The 16,552-nt window shown below is 38.6% G+C and carries 15 protein-coding genes; 1 reads left to right on the top strand and 14 read right to left on the bottom strand.

All coding sequences use genetic code 11. The features are described from left to right. Positions 1 to 13: 13 nt before the first annotated feature. Positions 14 to 187 (bottom strand): 30S ribosomal protein S21, encoded by a 174-nt coding sequence (gene rpsU, locus ABDZ91_RS17460; protein WP_343801732.1) that lies wholly within the window; start codon positions 185 to 187, stop codon positions 14 to 16. Positions 188 to 483: 296 nt separating this feature from the next. Between rpsU and ABDZ91_RS17455 the strand changes: the two genes are divergently transcribed. After that, positions 484 to 1,404: a Na/Pi symporter gene (locus ABDZ91_RS17455; RefSeq protein ID WP_343801729.1), complete on the top strand. Its 921-nt coding sequence runs from the start codon at positions 484 to 486 to the stop codon at positions 1,402 to 1,404. A 40-nt stretch (positions 1,405 to 1,444) separates the two neighbouring features. On the opposite strand, the gene deoC is transcribed toward ABDZ91_RS17455, so the two are convergent. The 13 genes from deoC to gpr form a co-directional block, all read right to left on the bottom strand. Next, the gene (deoC, locus tag ABDZ91_RS17450) at positions 1,445 to 2,113 is read right to left on the bottom strand and encodes a deoxyribose-phosphate aldolase (RefSeq protein WP_343801726.1); all 669 of its coding nucleotides are present in this window, start codon (positions 2,111 to 2,113) and stop codon (positions 1,445 to 1,447) included. Between the two features lie 14 nt (positions 2,114 to 2,127). Then, positions 2,128 to 3,480 carry a tRNA (N(6)-L-threonylcarbamoyladenosine(37)-C(2))-methylthiotransferase MtaB gene (gene mtaB, locus ABDZ91_RS17445; protein ID WP_343801723.1) on the bottom strand — a complete coding sequence of 451 codons (1,353 nt, stop codon included), beginning with the start codon at positions 3,478 to 3,480 and terminating at the stop codon, positions 2,128 to 2,130. Positions 3,481 to 3,486: 6 nt separating this feature from the next. Then, the gene (locus ABDZ91_RS17440) at positions 3,487 to 4,239 is read right to left on the bottom strand and encodes a 16S rRNA (uracil(1498)-N(3))-methyltransferase (RefSeq protein ID WP_343801720.1); all 753 of its coding nucleotides are present in this window, start codon (positions 4,237 to 4,239) and stop codon (positions 3,487 to 3,489) included. 18 nt (positions 4,240 to 4,257) lie between these two features. Then, positions 4,258 to 5,196, bottom strand: a complete 939-nt coding sequence (gene prmA / locus ABDZ91_RS17435) for a 50S ribosomal protein L11 methyltransferase (protein ID WP_343801717.1) — start codon at positions 5,194 to 5,196, stop codon at positions 4,258 to 4,260. A 32-nt stretch (positions 5,197 to 5,228) separates the two neighbouring features. Further along, positions 5,229 to 6,344 (bottom strand): molecular chaperone DnaJ, encoded by a 1,116-nt coding sequence (gene dnaJ / locus ABDZ91_RS17430; RefSeq protein WP_343801714.1) that lies wholly within the window; start codon positions 6,342 to 6,344, stop codon positions 5,229 to 5,231. 106 nt (positions 6,345 to 6,450) lie between these two features. Then, entirely contained in the window at positions 6,451 to 8,292 is a 1,842-nt protein-coding gene (dnaK, locus tag ABDZ91_RS17425) for a molecular chaperone DnaK (protein WP_343801711.1), read from the bottom strand. Between the two features lie 31 nt (positions 8,293 to 8,323). Continuing rightward, positions 8,324 to 8,899, bottom strand: coding sequence for a nucleotide exchange factor GrpE (gene grpE, locus ABDZ91_RS17420; protein WP_343801708.1), 576 nt, complete (start codon positions 8,897 to 8,899; stop codon positions 8,324 to 8,326). 161 nt (positions 8,900 to 9,060) lie between these two features. Continuing rightward, entirely contained in the window at positions 9,061 to 10,092 is a 1,032-nt protein-coding gene (gene hrcA / locus ABDZ91_RS17415) for a heat-inducible transcriptional repressor HrcA (RefSeq protein ID WP_343801706.1), read from the bottom strand. Positions 10,093 to 10,179: 87 nt separating this feature from the next. Beyond that, a complete protein-coding gene (gene hemW / locus ABDZ91_RS17410) occupies positions 10,180 to 11,319 on the bottom strand; it encodes a radical SAM family heme chaperone HemW (RefSeq protein ID WP_343801703.1) in 1,140 nt (379 codons plus the stop codon). Positions 11,320 to 11,377: 58 nt separating this feature from the next. Then, on the bottom strand, positions 11,378 to 13,216 hold the full coding sequence (gene lepA / locus ABDZ91_RS17405; RefSeq protein WP_343801700.1) for a translation elongation factor 4: 1,839 nt from the start codon (positions 13,214 to 13,216) through the stop codon (positions 11,378 to 11,380). Between the two features lie 200 nt (positions 13,217 to 13,416). Continuing rightward, entirely contained in the window at positions 13,417 to 13,764 is a 348-nt protein-coding gene (locus ABDZ91_RS17400; RefSeq protein WP_343801697.1) for a DUF3679 domain-containing protein, read from the bottom strand. 57 nt (positions 13,765 to 13,821) lie between these two features. Then, entirely contained in the window at positions 13,822 to 15,027 is a 1,206-nt protein-coding gene (spoIIP, locus tag ABDZ91_RS17395; RefSeq protein WP_343801694.1) for a stage II sporulation protein P, read from the bottom strand. An 83-nt stretch (positions 15,028 to 15,110) separates the two neighbouring features. Next, positions 15,111 to 16,229 (bottom strand): GPR endopeptidase, encoded by a 1,119-nt coding sequence (gpr, locus tag ABDZ91_RS17390; protein ID WP_343801691.1) that lies wholly within the window; start codon positions 16,227 to 16,229, stop codon positions 15,111 to 15,113. Positions 16,230 to 16,552: the final 323 nt, after the last annotated feature.

Raw genomic sequence — 16,552 nt, 5'->3', positions numbered from 1 at the left:
ATCCTACACCCTCTTAGAACTTACGTTTTCTAGCAGCTTCAGACTTCTTCTTACGTTTTACGCTTGGTTTCTCGTAAAACTCACGCTTCCTGAATTCTTGTAAAGTTCCAGTTTTGGATACAGAGCGTTTGAAGCGACGAAGAGCATCCTCAAGCGACTCGTTTTTACGAACGATCGTTTTCGACATTCTTTATCCCTCCCTCCGAAACACAACACAGTAGAATCAAAGGTGACTCTCCTTACGTTGAAGCAAAGTTGACCAATAATGGTCTGTACAAAAAAATATTGTACCTATGAATTATAATACACTGTTTGGAGTAGGTCAACAAGTGCTTACTATCTTTAATCAAACTTATTCTATATTATTCAAATTATTTTTATTGGATTGGACATGTCCCCGTTTTTTTAGCCATACATTTATAAAAAGTTGAAATAAATAAAAACCCTCCCCCTTTAGTTTGGGAATGATTAAGAGGTGTGGACATGTTATATCTATTGTTGTTCGTTTTTCTTATTGGTGTGTTTATAGCCGGCATGTTTTTAATGAGGAGTGGTTTATACTCCCTTACTGGTGAAAATTTAAAGGAGTGGCTATATCGCTTAACCAATAGACCCATAAAAGGGATGATAGCAAGTATTTTAGTTACTGGTGTACTCCAATCTTCTTCTGCTGTTATGGTGTTAACGGTTGGTTTAGTATCGGCTGGAGCTTTAGCGTTTCCACAAACAATTGGAATTATTCTTGGTACAAATATCGGAACAACCTTTACGGCAGAATTTATGACTTTTCCACTTGATGAATATGTAGTTTATTTTATGATTATCGGTGCTTTTCTGATTGTCTTAACTAGAGGAAAATTACGCGCAACTGGAGTTATTTTCCTCGGGATTGGTATGATTTTCACTGCCATGAGAGGGTTTAAGTGGATTGCTGATCCGTTATCCTCACTTGAGTTTGTTCATCAAGGGTTCCTCATGATGAATGATAGTATAGCGATATCTGTACTTATTGGTATTATTTTTACTGCCCTCATTCAATCAAGTTCTGCTACGACAGGCATTCTAATGAGCTTTTTAATGGCAGGGACCATAGGTTTAGAATCAGGTATTGCCGCTATGCTCGGGGCTAACATTGGCACATGTGTGACGGGGTGGATGGCAAGTATCGGTGCGAGAAAAGAGGCCAAGCTCACAGCTTACGCCCATATTTGGCTGAATGTAGTGGGTGTCTTTGTGTTTCTTCCTTTTGTCACTTATTTAGCAGATATTGTTCAAAGTTGGTCTACATCACCAGCCGTCCAATTAGCACATGCAAGCGTTGTATTTAATGTATTTTCTTCATTACTGGTACTACCTTTTGCTAGCCAGTTCGGTCATTTTATTGAGAAAGTGCATGGGAGGTAAATCTAATGTAAAAAAGCTTGAGGTTACCCTCAAGCTTTTTTTAATAATCAGATTCAGCAGTTAATCCTTTAACAATTGCTACGCCAGAACTTGCCCCTAATCGAGTTGCCCCTGCTTCAATCATGTTCTTTGCATCTTCTGCGCTTCTCACGCCACCTGATGCTTTTACACCGATATCTGGACCAACAGTTTTTCTCATTAGAGCTATATCTTCTATCGTTGCTCCACCTTTTGAAAAACCAGTAGACGTTTTTACAAAATCTGCACCTGCCTGTACAGATAATTCGCATGCCTTTATTTTTTCATCGTTCGTCAATAGGGCCGTTTCGATGATTACTTTTGATAATGCAGCATTTCCTGCCGCCTCAACAACAGCTTTTATATCTTCAAGAACCACATCATAGTTCCCACTTTTCATAGCACCGATGTTGATTACCATATCCACTTCATGTGCCCCATCTTCAATCGCCTTTTTTGTTTCAAAAGCTTTTACATCTGGTGAACTTGCACCTAATGGAAAACCAATGACTGTACACACCTTTACATCAGATCCTTGAAGCTGCTGACTAGCAAGCTTCACCCACGCTGGGTTCACACACACACTGGCAAAATGGTAGTCTCTAGCTTCCTGACAAAGTGTGATAATTTGCTCCTCAGTTGCTTCCGGTTTTAATAAAGTGTGATCAATCATTCTTGCTACATCTTGCATGTTACAAGCTCCCTTCAAATCGCTGTCTTTTCTTGTTGGTCGAAATCTTTAAGTACCCTTACAAATTTTGCTTCACTATATGGGTAGCCTGATTTTGTAATCTTAACCTTCACTAACTTCCCAACCATCTCTTCAGTTGCTGGGAAGACTACTTTTAGATAATTATCCGTAAACCCTTCATAAAGTCCACTCTCAGGGTTTTCTTTGAATTTATCTTCTGGAATAACCTCAAGTACTTCGTTTTCAAAAGCAGACGCATATTCTTTACTTAGCTGCTCAGAAAGCGCAATTAGACGATGAACACGTTCATTTTTTACTTCTTCGTCTACTTGATCTTCCATTCTTGCAGCTGGAGTCCCAGATCTCTTAGAGTAAGGGAACACATGTAATTCAGAAAAACGATGTTCTTTCACAAAATTGTATGTTTCCATAAATTCTTCTTCTGTTTCACCAGGAAAGCCAACGATAACGTCGGAAGTAATCGCAAGCCCTGGCAATACTTCCTTCAATCTTTCTAGACGTTCTGCAAAGAATTCCATAGTGTATTTTCTTCTCATGCGTTTCAATACAGTATCAGATCCGGACTGTATTGGAATGTGCAAATGACGCACAATAACATTAGATTGATCAATCACTTCGATGACTTCATCTGTAATTTGACTTGCTTCAATGGAGGAAATACGGAGTCGCTTTAACCCCTTGACTTGTGATTCCAAGTCTCTTAATAGCATCGCCAAATTATAGTCCTTCATATCTTCACCATAGCCACCTGTGTGAATACCTGTTAACACGATTTCTTTATAACCTGCATCTACCAACTGTTGTGCTTGGCGAATGACTTCTTGAGGGTCACGAGAACGCATTAACCCTCTTGCCCATGGAATAATACAGAAAGTACAGAAGTTATTACAACCCTCTTGGATTTTTAGTGAGGCACGTGTCCGATCCGTGAAGTAAGGTACGTCTAACTCCTCGTAAACTCTGTTTTTCATAATGTTTCGAACACCGTTAATCGGTTGTCTTTCTTCTTTATACTGCTCGATATAGTCAAGCATTTTTCTGCGATCTTGGGTCCCAACAACAATATCCACACCTGGAATTGCCATAATTTCAGCAGGCGACGTCTGGGCGTAGCATCCAGTTACACAAATAACAGCATCAGGATTCTTCCTAATGGCTCTTCGGATTACTTGTCTACTTTTTTTATCACCTGTATTCGTAACGGTACATGTGTTGATTACATATACATCAGCGGTTTTTTCAAAATCAGTTCTGTCATATCCTTCTTCTTTAAAAAGTTGCCAAATGGCTTCGGTTTCATAATGGTTAACCTTACAACCTAGTGTATGGAAAGCAACTGCTGGCATGATTCTTCACCTCAATAATTCAAAATGATAAGATACTGCAGATAATACATATAATGGTGCTGTTTCTGTTCTTAGTATTCTTGGACCTAATCCAACTGAAATAAACCCGTTCTCTTCAAGTTCCTTTACTTCTTGTTCCGAAAATCCACCTTCTGGACCAAATAAAACAAGTAGTGAATCTTCTTGATTTAATGACTGTAGGATAGAAGCAAAACGAGACCGCTGTCCTTTTTTCGCTTCTTCTTCATAAGCAATCATTTTATATGAAAAGTCTTTACTCTTAGTTATAACTTCTTTTAAATTGATAGGAGCATAAATCTTTGGAACAATTGTCCTATGTGATTGCTCTGCTGCCTCTTTAGCAATTTTCTCCCATCTTTGAAGCTTTTTATCGGATTTCTTTTGATCCCACTTTACAATAGAGCGAGCAGCATTAAAAGGGATAAACTCATGGGCACCAAGCTCTGTGCCCTTTTGGATGATCCATTCTAATTTATCCCCTTTTGGCAGACCGCTCCCAATAGCAACTCGAATAGGTAACTCTTTTTCTTCTTTTGTCCAACCACTCGATTTCGCTGTTACTTGATTTTCTTCTATTTGGGTAATCTCACAAACAGAAGAACGCCCATCAGGTAAAACAACAATGAAAGAGTCTCCACTCTTCATTCGCATAACACGATTAATATGGTGAGCATCTTCACCCTTAATGAAAATTTGATCATGATCCATTTGTTCAGAGTCAACGAAATACCTTTGCATGATGCTCACCTAACCTAATCATTTTTTCTTAGCAATAAAAGCGACCCAGTCTTCCATAACAAGCGTTTCTTCTATTTCAAAGCCTTCTTTAATTAGAGCTTCTTTCACTAATTGCTTTTTCTGCTGAATGATACCAGATGTGATAAAATATCCACCTTTTTTCACTTTAGTATAAGCATCTCCAGTGAAACGAACGATTACTTCAGCTAATATATTCGCGACAATAACGTCAACGTCTTCTTCTACACCATCTAGTAAGTTTCCTTGTGCGACTGTAACGCGGTCCTGAACTTTATTTAGCTTTGTATTTAATCGCGCTGAATGAACGGCTACCTCATCAAGGTCAAGGGCCTTAATATTTTCTGCACCTAAAAGGGCAGCTGCTACACTTAACACTCCAGAACCTGTTCCAACATCAACCACTTGGTCTCCATCCTTAACAGTTCTCTCCAGTGCTTGGATACACATAACCGTTGTTGGATGTGTTCCTGTACCAAATGCCATGCCAGGGTCTAATTCAATAATCAACTCATCACTATGAACAGGTGTGTACTCTTCCCATGTCGGAACGATGGTAAAGCGCTCTGATATTTTTACAGGGTTATAATACTTTTTCCATGCTGTTGCCCACTCTTCTTCATGAACCTCTGAAATGGTTACTTTATTTTCACCAATATCAATATCGAAAGTCACAAGGTTTTGGATAGACTGTTTAATTTCTTCAACGGTTTCACCTAGAAAGCTATTCACTGGTAAATAGGCCTTTACAATGACCCCTTCTGAAGGATAGTCATCAGGATTGAGTTGGTAGATTTCTCCGAATTGATCTTCCCTTTCCTTAGATAACTCCAAAGGATCCTCAATTACAACACCACTTGCACCTGCTTCGTGTAAGATGTTTGAAACAGGTTCAACCGCTTCATTCGTTGTATGGATACAAATTTCAGACCATTTCACTTCTACCAACTCCATTTCTTATTCATAAGAGTTTATCTAAATGCTTTCTTTACTTTTTCAAAGAAACTTTCCTGTTGTTCATCTGGGACCGTTCCACTTAACTCAGCAAATTCTCTTAACAACTGCTTTTGCTTATCTGAAAGTTTTGTAGGTGTTATAATTTTCACTCGAATATGTTGGTCACCAACACCGTAGCCTCTTACATTTGGTACTCCTTTTCCTTTTAGACGGAATCTTGTACCCGTTTGTGTGCCTGCAGGAATTTTCAATTTCACTCTACCATGTAAAGTTGGCACTTCAATTTCATCACCGAGTGATGCTTGAACAAACGTTATCGGCATTTCACAGTATATGTCATCTCCATCACGTTCGAAAAATTCATGACGTTGTACACGGAATACAATGTAAAGATCTCCAGCAGGACCACCATTCACACCTGGTTCACCTTGGCCAGTCACACGTAATTGTTGACCATCATCAATACCAGCTGGAATCTTAACCTCGATTTTCTTACGCTTTTGAACGGTTCCATCGCCACCACATGTTGAACACTTGTCTTTAATAATCTTTCCAGTTCCTTGACAATAATGACAAGCTCTACGGTTAACGATTCTACCAAAAGCTGTATTCTGTTCTTGATTTAATTGGCCTGTACCGTGACAGTGCCCGCATGTATCTGGTTTAGTACCAGGCTTTGCGCCACTACCTGAGCAGGTTGAACATGTTTCTTCCTTAGGAATTTCAATCGTTGTCTCTTTTCCAAAAGCTGCTTCCTCAAATGTTACAGTCATGGTGTACTGAAGGTCAGCACCTTGTCTTGGGGCATTAGGATCTCTTCGGCGAGAACCTCCTCCTCCAAAAAACGTTTCAAATATATCCTCAAATCCAAATCCGCCACCGAAACCTTGGCCACCGCCAAAACCTTGATTTGGATCTTGATGTCCAAATCGATCGTATTGGGCGCGTTTTTGTTCATCGCTCAACACTTCATAAGCCTCTTTGACTTCTTTAAATTTATCTGCAGCATCCGCTTCTTTGTTGATGTCAGGATGATATTTTTTGGAGAGCTTTCGGTATGCTTTTTTTATCTCTTCTTTACTAGCGCTCTCACTAACTCCGAGCACTTCATAATAGTCCCTTTTGCTCAAAACACTCACTCCCGATTTATTTCACATAAAGAATATTGTAACATTGATTTTTTTTGTTTACTAGAAAAAAGTCAAAGCCAGATTTTCCAGCTTTGACTATTTCTAATTACTTTTTATCATCGTCTACTTCTTGATATTCAGCATCAACTACATCGTCATCTTTTTGACCTGTAGCATCACCTTCTGCTGCTCCACCTTGAGCAGCTTGTGCTTGTTTTTGCGCTTCTTCATATAGCTTCATTGTAAGGTTTTGAACAATTTCTTGAAGAGCATCTTTCTTTGCTTTAATATCTTCTAGCTCGTTCTTTTCGATGGCAGCTTTTAGTGCTTCTTTCGCTTCTTCTGCCTTTTTCACTTCAGCTTCGTCCACTTTACCTTCTAAATCTTTTAACGTTTTTTCTGTAGTGAAGACAAGTTGGTCCGCTTCGTTGCGTAATTCAACTTCTTCTTTACGCTTCTTATCTGCTTCAGCGTTCTCTTCAGCTTCTTTTACCATTTTTTCGATTTCTTCATCAGAAAGACCAGAAGAAGATTTAATCGTAATGGCTTGCTCTTTATTTGTTCCTAAATCTTTAGCACGGACATTTACGATACCGTTTTTATCAATATCGAAGGATACTTCGATTTGAGGAACTCCTCTTGGTGCTGGTGGAATATCTGATAATTGGAAACGACCCAATGTCTTGTTATCCGCTGCCATTGGACGTTCACCTTGTAATACGTGGATATCCACTCCTGTTTGGTTATCAGCTGCAGTAGAGAATACTTGTGATTTTGATGTTGGAATGGTTGTGTTTCTCTCGATTAACTTCGTGAACACTCCACCCATTGTCTCGATTCCAAGAGAAAGAGGTGTTACGTCAAGTAGCACTACATCTTTCACATCACCAGTGATAACTCCACCTTGAATAGCAGCACCCATTGCCACTACTTCATCAGGGTTTACACCTTTGTGAGGGTCTTTTCCAGTTTCTTTCTTAATTGCTTCTTGAACAGCTGGAATACGTGTTGAACCACCAACTAGAATAACTTTATCAATCTCTGATGGAGAAAGACCTGCATCTCTCATTGCTTGACGAGTAGGTTCCATTGTACGTTCTACTAGAGAAGCAGATAGCTCTTCAAACTTAGCACGTGAAAGGGTCACGTCTAGGTGAAGTGGGCCACTCTCGCCAGCTGTAATAAATGGTAATGAGATTTGTGTACTTGTTACACCAGAAAGATCCTTCTTCGCTTTTTCAGCTGCATCTTTTAAGCGTTGTAATGCCATTTTATCTTTCGAAAGGTCAATTCCATTTTCTTTCTTGAATTGTTCTACTAAGTAATCAATGATAACTTGGTCAAAGTCATCTCCACCTAGTTGGTTATCACCAGCAGTAGCACGTACTTCAAACACCCCATCTCCTAATTCAAGGATGGAAACGTCAAATGTACCACCACCAAGGTCATAAACAAGAATGGTTTGATCTTCGTCCATTTTATCCATACCATATGCTAACGCAGCAGCAGTTGGTTCGTTTATGATACGTTCTACTTCAAGACCAGCAATTTTACCTGCATCTTTAGTAGCTTGTCTTTGAGCGTCATTAAAATAAGCTGGTACAGTAATAACAGCCTTTTCAACTTTTTCACCTAAGTATTCTTCAGCATAAGATTTTAAGTACTGCAGGATAATAGCTGATACTTCTTGTGGAGAAAACTCTTTTCCTTCTGCTTCTACTTTATAGTTTGTACCCATATGGCGTTTAACAGAGATAATGGTATTTGGGTTTGTAATCGCTTGGCGCTTTGCTACTTCCCCTACTTGGCGTTCTCCGTTTTTAAATGCTACAACAGATGGAGATGTACGATTTCCTTCTGGATTTGGGATAACCTTTGCTTCTCCACCTTCTAATACTGCAACACATGAATTTGTTGTTCCTAAGTCAATTCCAATAATTTTGCTCATGTCAAGCAACCTCCTTAACACGTATGTAGTTTTATTCGTTTACCTTTACCATAGATGGTCTAATGACCCGATCTTTTAACTTGTAGCCTTTTTGGAATTCTTCTATTACTACTCCTGCCTCCATTTCACTGTTACTTTCAGTCATAACAGCTTGATGAAGATGTGGATCAAAAGGTTGTCCTACTGCTTCAATAGGCTCTACTCCTTCTCTCTTCAATGCCTCAATGATTGCTTTATATACCATCTCCATACCTTGGATAAATGGTTTTAACACATCATCTGGATTTTCAACTTTTAAAGCTCTTTCAAAGTTGTCGAGAGCAGGTAATAATTCAGTGACAAGGCTTTGTGCTTTATATTTTTCAATAGAGATTTTCTCATTTTGTAGTCGGCGCTTAAAATTCTCAGCATCCGCTTGAATACGAAGCTGTTTATTTTCAGCCTCTTCTAGCTGTTGCTTTAGCTCTTCAATTGTTTTCATTGCCTCTGCCAGTTCATTGTTTTGATTTTCAGGTGAAACAGTTTCTTCTGTTTCTTGAACCTCTTCTTCTATGTTGGTTTCTTGTTCCATTACCGTTTGATCATGTTCTGTATTTTTATGTTCCAACGGTTTCACCTCCTTGAAGTACAATCAACAGGAACACCTGTAAATAGTAAGCAAAATTTCTCTATAATTCATCTTAATTGCAAGGTAAAAAGGCCATAAGGAAGAGCGAGAAGTTATTATCAAACTCGCTCAGTTTCTATCTTCATGTATACCCATGCAAATTAAGAATGATACAACTTGTTTAGAACGGATGTCAAGTCATTACCTAAATAGTTCAGTAAAGTGATCGCTCTTGAATAATCCATTCTTTTAGGACCAAGTAGGGCAATAGTTCCAACAGGTTCCTCCCCCATTGTATACGTAGCCGTAATCAACGAACAATTTTCCATTGCAGATGTGTTAATTTCACGGCCAATTCTAACATGGATTCCAGATGGATTTTTTCGCATGATTTGGTATAGACTTTCATCTTGATTTTCAATGACTGACATCAATGAACGGAATGTTTCCACGTCATGAAATTCAGGCTGATTTAAGATATTGGTCTTCCCACTAAAAAATAATTTATCATGCAATGAAATTTCAAAGGTATCTCCCATATTGGCAAGCATGTCATCGTAATTTTGTATATGCTTTTTCAGAACAATTGAGATTTCTTTAAAAATCTTATTCCGTAAATCGTATAATGGTACTCCTTCCAACCTCTCATTTAAGATGTTCATGAGTTTCTCTAAGTCTTCTCTTCTAATAGAAGGCGGAAGTTGAAACATACGATTTTCTACGTGACCAGTATCCGTGATGATGATTGCTACTGCTGTCTCATCATTGATTGGAACAATCTCTAGTTTTTTCAGCTTATGTTCCTTAAACTTCGGCCCCAAGGCAATCGATGTATAATTGGTTAAATCCGATAAAATCTGTGCGGATTTTTGAATGACTTTTTCGAGTTCATAAATTCGATCTGCAAAGATAGATTTTATTTTAGACATATCGTTCACCGAAATATGATTCGGAGAAAGGAGATGGTCTACATAATACCTATACCCTTTTTCAGAAGGAACTCTCCCAGAAGACGTATGAGTTTTTTCAATAAACCCTAAATCCTCCAAATCAGCCATTTCGTTCCTTATCGTTGCTGAACTATAAGAAATTTCTTCTTTCTTAGATAATGAACGTGACCCAACGGGTTGAGCAGAACGAATAAAGTCATCAATAATCACTTGTAAAATTAACAATTGACGTTCTGTAAGCAATGCTCATCACCTCTATTAGCACTCTTAATTACTGAGTGCTAAATCTATACATTAAAGTATCAAATGGCGCCATAGATGTCAATGGATTTAATCCTGAAGAAACGCTTGAAAAACTTCATTCCCTAAAAACCTTCCTTTTTTGGATAGGAAGATGAAGTCATTTTCTATCATAACAAGTTCTTTTTCAGTTAATTCATTGATGCTTTCCTTATACACCGACAGCAGGTTTTCTCCATACCTTTGTTCAAACCTACTTAAACTTACCCCTTTTGTTTTGCGAAGACCTAAAAATAATTCTTCTTCCATTTGTTCTTTTCTACTTAATGGAGTTTCCTCTAAGACTGGGAAATCACCTTCCTCAATCTTACTCATATATTTTTTTAAGGGTCCAAAATTCCCTCTACGGGTCCCCCCTAAATAACTATGAGCTCCTGCTCCAAATCCATAATAGGATTCATTATCCCAATATGTTAGGTTATGTCTACTTTCAAAACCCTTTTTTGCAAAATTACTGATTTCATATTGGTTATAGTTGTTTTCGAATAAAGTTTCAATAATATAGTCATACATATCAGCCTCTAAATCCTGGCTTGGTAAACTCAATTTACCTTTTTTCATTTGATTATAGAAAACCGTCTTAGGTTCAACAATCAAAGAGTAAAGAGAGAGATGTGGAATCTGTAGTTCGAGGGCTGTGTCTACCGAGTCTTTCACACTCTCTAGTGTTTGCTTAGGTAGGCTATACATTAAATCTATACTCATATTTTCAAAACCGACTTCTTGGGCTGTTCGGATTCCTGAAAGAACTTCCTCTTTCCTATGAGTCCTACCAATTTCTTTTAAAACTACATCATCAAAGGTCTGAACCCCAATACTTAATCGATTCACACCAAAGTCCTTCAATAGCGATAGCTTCGATTCAACCAAATCTTCAGGGTTGGCTTCAAATGTATATTCATAATCTTGACTATGTGGTAAGTGAATTTGAATAATTTCAAGTAGCCGCTTAAGTTGATTTGGATTTAGTGATGTCGGTGTACCACCACCAACATATATCGTTTTTAAAGGCTGATTAACTGGATACTGCTTTAACACGAGCTCCATTTCTTTTTCAAGAGAGTCTAAATAAGCCTCTACCGGCTGACCTTGAATAAAAAATTTATTAAAATCACAGTAATGACAAATTTGGTGACAAAATGGAATATGAATATAAGCTGATTGAATCAAAATGATCTCACCTCGAGTGATAGAAAAAGAGGCTGGAACTTCTCCAACCTCCTCTACCTTATGATTTCTTCGATTGACTATCGTCCATTTTAAGAACGGCCATAAACGCTTCTTGCGGAACCTCAACAGATCCCACTTGTTTCATACGTTTTTTACCTTCTTTTTGTTTTTCTAATAGCTTACGTTTACGGGAGATATCTCCACCATAACATTTCGCTAATACGTTTTTACGCATGGCTTTAATTGTGGAACGTGCCACAATCTTTTGGCCAATCGCTGCCTGAATTGGTACTTCGAAATGCTGTCTTGGGATTAGTTCTCTTAATTTATCAACGATTACCTTTCCTCGCTCATAAGCTGAGTCCTTGTGCACAATAAAGCTTAGAGCATCGACCCGTTCAGCATTAAGGAGTATATCCATTTTCACAAGCTTTGAAGCTTTGTAACCAATAAGCTCGTAATCAAAGGATGCGTATCCTTTTGTAGATGATTTTAATTGGTCGAAGAAGTCATAGACAATCTCAGATAAAGGAATCTCATAGATGATGCTAACACGATTCTCATCTAGGTACTGCATATCAATAAAAATCCCGCGTTTTTCCTGACAAATTTCCATAACAGCCCCAACATAATCATTTGGAACCATAATGGTTGCTTTTACATACGGCTCTTCTACTCTGTCTATTTTTTGAGGGTCTGGCATATTAGATGGGTTATCTACACGCACTTCAGCCCCATCGGTCATAAATACATTATAAATTACACTCGGAGCAGTAGTGATTAGGTCAATTTTAAACTCTCTCTCAATACGTTCTTGAATGATTTCCATATGAAGGAGTCCTAAGAAACCACATCGGAAGCCAAAGCCTAACGCTTGTGACGTTTCTGGCTCAAATTGAAGAGCAGAATCATTTAATTCAAGCTTCTCAAGTGCTTCTCTCAGGTCATTAAATTTGGATGAGTCAATTGGGTACAGACCACAGAAAACCATTGGGTTCAACTTACGGTAACCAGGCAATGCCTCAGTCGCACCTTTTTTAGCATTTGTAATGGTGTCCCCAACTCTTGTATCACTGACATTTTTAATAGCCGCCGTTAAGAAGCCAACGTCCCCTACCATTAATTCATCACATAGAACTGCTTTCGGGTTGAACACTCCCACTTCGGTTACTTCAAATTCTTTACCTGTTGCCATCATTTTTATTTTGTCCCCTGGTTTTACAGTACCTTCAACAATTCGGATGTAGGCAACTACCCCACGATAAGGGTCATAAAGTGAGTCAAAAATAAGGGCTTTAAGCGGTCCATCCGGATCACCTTGAGGCGCAGGAACTTTTTCAACAATTTGTTCTAAAATATCTTCAATACCTATTCCAGCTTTCGCTGAAGCAAGCACTGCATCGGAAGCATCAAGACCAATGACATCTTCCACTTCTTGGCGTACTCTCTCAGGCTCTGCACTTGGTAAGTCAATTTTATTGATTACTGGTAAAATTTCCAAATCGTTATCGAGCGCTAAATAAACGTTAGCCAACGTTTGAGCTTCAATACCTTGCGCAGCATCCACTACAAGGATTGCCCCCTCACAGGCTGCTAAGCTTCGAGAAACTTCATAAGTGAAGTCTACGTGTCCCGGAGTATCAATAAGATGGAAAATATATTCTTCGCCATCTTTAGCTTTATATTTTAATTGAACAGCATTTAATTTAATCGTAATTCCACGCTCTCTCTCAAGATCCATCGAATCTAGTAGCTGTTCTTTCATTTCACGAGCTGTTAATGCATTTGTTTTTTCTAGTATTCGGTCTGCAAGTGTGGATTTTCCATGATCAATATGAGCAATAATGGAAAAATTTCGAATCCGCGCTTGCCTTTTCAGTCTGTCTTCTCTATTCATCGGGTTCACTCCTACTAATTTACCGCAAAATACACTATTTTTGATTATATCAGCGCATGGAGAAAGATTCAATTGATTGGAGAAATAAATGGACAAAGGAATAAGGCAGTCTTTAATTTTCACTAAATGAACGGAACCTGTATCCGGCTAAATGAATGAAAATTAAAAGGACGAGGAGAAATGTGTCCCCTCATCCTTTATTAAGCAAATAAACTCACAATCGTCCCCAGGAGTGATAAAATCCCCTTGATCACACCCGTAATAAACTGGGCCAAACCTCGCCCAATCGTTGAGAAAATGTTGTAAGACTTTACTTCCTCAAGTCTTTGTTGTTTCGCTTCAAGATCATGCGTAGAGAGATTATTCCCTAAAAAGGACGCTTCGACTTCCCCCGCTGAGGCTTGTTCAACAGATATAGGCTGTTCAAATTTCGGGTCACTAACACCCCTCATTTTCACAAGCCCCTCATTGGCATACTGCATACCAATGAGGACCCCAAAGAACAGGACAAATATAATGGCGACAACTTTAAGAGTAAACTTCTTCATCTCTCATACTCCTTTGTACGATGAGTTTTCTGCTAAATTGAACCACACAACTATCCATTACTGCTCTGTTTTACTAGTTTCCTCTTCTGCATTGACTGCTTCAGCTTGCCAGTAAAACTCACTAAATACTTCAGCAAAAGCATCTGCCGTATTAAAAAGTTCCTCAAATGTATTTTCATAGCCTCCGATTTCAATGAGTAATGCATTTCCATGTAGATCTTGATTATAAACACCGTCAACACCAATTCCTGCTCTCGGAAAAACATCTCTACTGATCCCTGGGTATGCTTCATTCAACCTTTTATGAAGTTCGTCGGCTATTTTTTTATTTTCTTCATAGTTTGGATTTTCTCTTCCATATACAAACATGACTTTCGCATAGCTTTTACCATCAATTTCAATCGTCGTCTTTTCACGAGGCTGCGCATCACGATGAATATCAATAACATAGGAAACATCACGATTCGTAGCTAAGGCTTCCTGAACGACTGGCCGAGACAAATCGTAGGCATCCGCAAAGTCATATTCTCCACTTATAATTTTCCCCATGATATCTGTTTTATCAACGGATGTTCCAATACCTTTTGCTTCTAAGCCATCTTTTAATCGGTCCCCTAGTCTCGTTATATTTACTTCAGAGTGATAAGATAAATTTGGTTCTGTAACTCCTTCAAGGTGAGGCAAAAATGACTCATGATTATGTGTAAAATAAATATATACAACGTCTTTATCACCTGTTGTTTGCTCAATAGGTGGTGTATCTGCTTCAGAAGGGGGCTCTTTTTCATCTAAATCATCCACATTCTTGACTGGAGCATCCTTTTCAATCCCGCTTTCAGGTGGCGGTGTTTCAACAGGCATGTCTGTATAATCACTACCATCTCTTGGCGCAACGACATTCCGCTCATAATGGTATAATCCTGGCAGTTCTTTTCCTAAGAAAGACTTCGGTTGATCAAAATCGATACTGGTTGTCATGGTAAGTAACGGCTTTGCGATGGGAATCTGTTGTTTTTCCTCAGGTAAACCCTTTAGAAAAAGTCGATTTTCCGTTCCCATCACCGCATATAAAGCTTCGATATTAAGCTTCGAAACTGCATTATGCACATTTAAAGATGAAAGACCTAGCTGGTGATTCAGCTTTGTAATGGCTCCACTTAAAGAAAAAAGAAGAAGCAAGGTGACAAAAAAGAATCCAATGACTTTTACAACTGGTAGCGCGTTAATAGTGATAAAGGGACTAGTCGGACGAATAGGTTTCAAATTCTGTTCTCCTCTCTTCTATAACTTACTTCTACCATATGAATTTAATAGAGAAAGTAGAACCCTATCGTCCAAAGTAAAACTTATCTTGTTTTAAATCCTGCATCTGACTGGTCAACAGATTCATGTAATGCTGCATTTAATGCTGTTGCCACAAGATTCGCAGTATCTTCTATGAAGACATCTACTTCTTTAGGTGTAACCATCAGGTTATGGCCAATAGGAGCTAGTACTTCCGAAATTAACTTCCTCTTTTCGTCGTCTTCTAGCGTCCCTACTAAACCAAGAAATGATTTTCTATGCTCTTCGCTAGGAAGGTCCTCATCTGTATACACCTTTTTTTCGCCAAAAGTCATCCCTGCCGGTGTCAAAGCCTTTGATGGCTTTCCTTGTTCAGATATTTCTCTACCAAAATGCTTTAATATAAAATCAATCGTATCGCTCGTAATCGTTACTGCATCTACTACAGTCGGTACTCCAATTGCGATTACAGGGATACCAAGCGTTTCTTCACTGATTTCTTTTCGCTTATTTCCCACACCTGAGCCAGGATGGATCCCGCTATCAGAGATTTGAATAGTAGAATTCACTCTTTCTATTGACCTAGAAGCTAAGGCATCTATGGCAATCACAAAGTCGGGCTTTGTTTTATTGACCACACCAAAAATAATATCACTTGTTTCAATTCCCGTTAGCCCCATAACCCCAGGCGCCAAAGCACTTACAGGTCGGTAGCCTTCTTCAACAGCATGAGGTTGCAACTCAAATAAATGTCTTGTTACATATAGGTTTTCACACACAAGTGGGCCGAGCGCATCCGGCGTCACATTCCAGTTACCAAGTCCAACTACTAAACAAGAAGCATCCTTTGAAATCCCTTTATCAGCTAGAAAAGTGCTAAACTCTCTAGCCAAAACTTCTTCTACCTTTTGTTGATATACGGTATCCTGCTGTCTAATACCTTGTGCTTCGACCGTTAAGTACCTTCCTGGTTTCTTTCCAATAGTTTCGGATCCAGCTTCAGAAATGATAACCTCTGTAATTTTAATTCCTTCCTCTTCACGGTCCTTTATCTGAACTCCTTGTATCTCGGATAGAGTTTCCTTTTGCTCCTGGTCTTGTTGCTCCACGACCATTTCCCTTGCCTCTACGGCTAAATCCGTACGAACTGAATACATAGATAAATCCATTTTTTCACCCATACCATTTTCACTCCTTAACATCTCTATTTCTCATCAATAGGTTCGCCTTTTCTTGGTAACTTCATACAGAATTAGTATGGGTTAATCTTCTTGTGATATTGGTTTTTTGGAGAACAGTGTGGTGATGGTAACCATTAAGTGGGTATGAGGACCGGGCTTGGTGAAAATGAAGTATAGCGTTAATCATTGAAAAGCAAGACAACTAAGTGTGAATACTATACCAAGGTCAATGCTAAACGTGATAGTTTTAATTAAACTATTGCATTTAAGTAGTTGCTTTGTTAGAATATCACTTGTTCTTATTAAAAAATAAGGTAATGAAA

Source organism: Bacillus carboniphilus, assembly GCF_039522365.1.
GTDB classification, from domain to species: Bacteria; Bacillota; Bacilli; order Bacillales; family JC228; genus Bacillus_BF; species Bacillus_BF carboniphilus.
Note: the sequence above shows the minus strand (reverse complement) of the source record. Positions and strands in the feature narration are given on the sequence as shown.

What these genes read in the sequence shown, in the direction of transcription:
- rpsU (WP_343801732.1), bottom strand. Translation starts at nt 187, where the DNA reads ATGTCGAAAACGATCGTTCGTAAAAACGAGTCGCTTGAGGATGCTCTT.
- ABDZ91_RS17455 (WP_343801729.1), top strand. Translation starts at nt 484, where the DNA reads ATGTTATATCTATTGTTGTTCGTTTTTCTTATTGGTGTGTTTATAGCC.
- deoC (WP_343801726.1), bottom strand. Translation starts at nt 2,113, where the DNA reads ATGCAAGATGTAGCAAGAATGATTGATCACACTTTATTAAAACCGGAA.
- mtaB (WP_343801723.1), bottom strand. Translation starts at nt 3,480, where the DNA reads ATGCCAGCAGTTGCTTTCCATACACTAGGTTGTAAGGTTAACCATTAT.
- ABDZ91_RS17440 (WP_343801720.1), bottom strand. Translation starts at nt 4,239, where the DNA reads ATGCAAAGGTATTTCGTTGACTCTGAACAAATGGATCATGATCAAATT.
- dnaK (WP_343801711.1), bottom strand. Translation starts at nt 8,292, where the DNA reads ATGAGCAAAATTATTGGAATTGACTTAGGAACAACAAATTCATGTGTT.
- lepA (WP_343801700.1), bottom strand. Translation starts at nt 13,216, where the DNA reads ATGAATAGAGAAGACAGACTGAAAAGGCAAGCGCGGATTCGAAATTTT.
- ABDZ91_RS17400 (WP_343801697.1), bottom strand. Translation starts at nt 13,764, where the DNA reads ATGAAGAAGTTTACTCTTAAAGTTGTCGCCATTATATTTGTCCTGTTC.
- gpr (WP_343801691.1), bottom strand. Translation starts at nt 16,229, where the DNA reads ATGGGTGAAAAAATGGATTTATCTATGTATTCAGTTCGTACGGATTTA.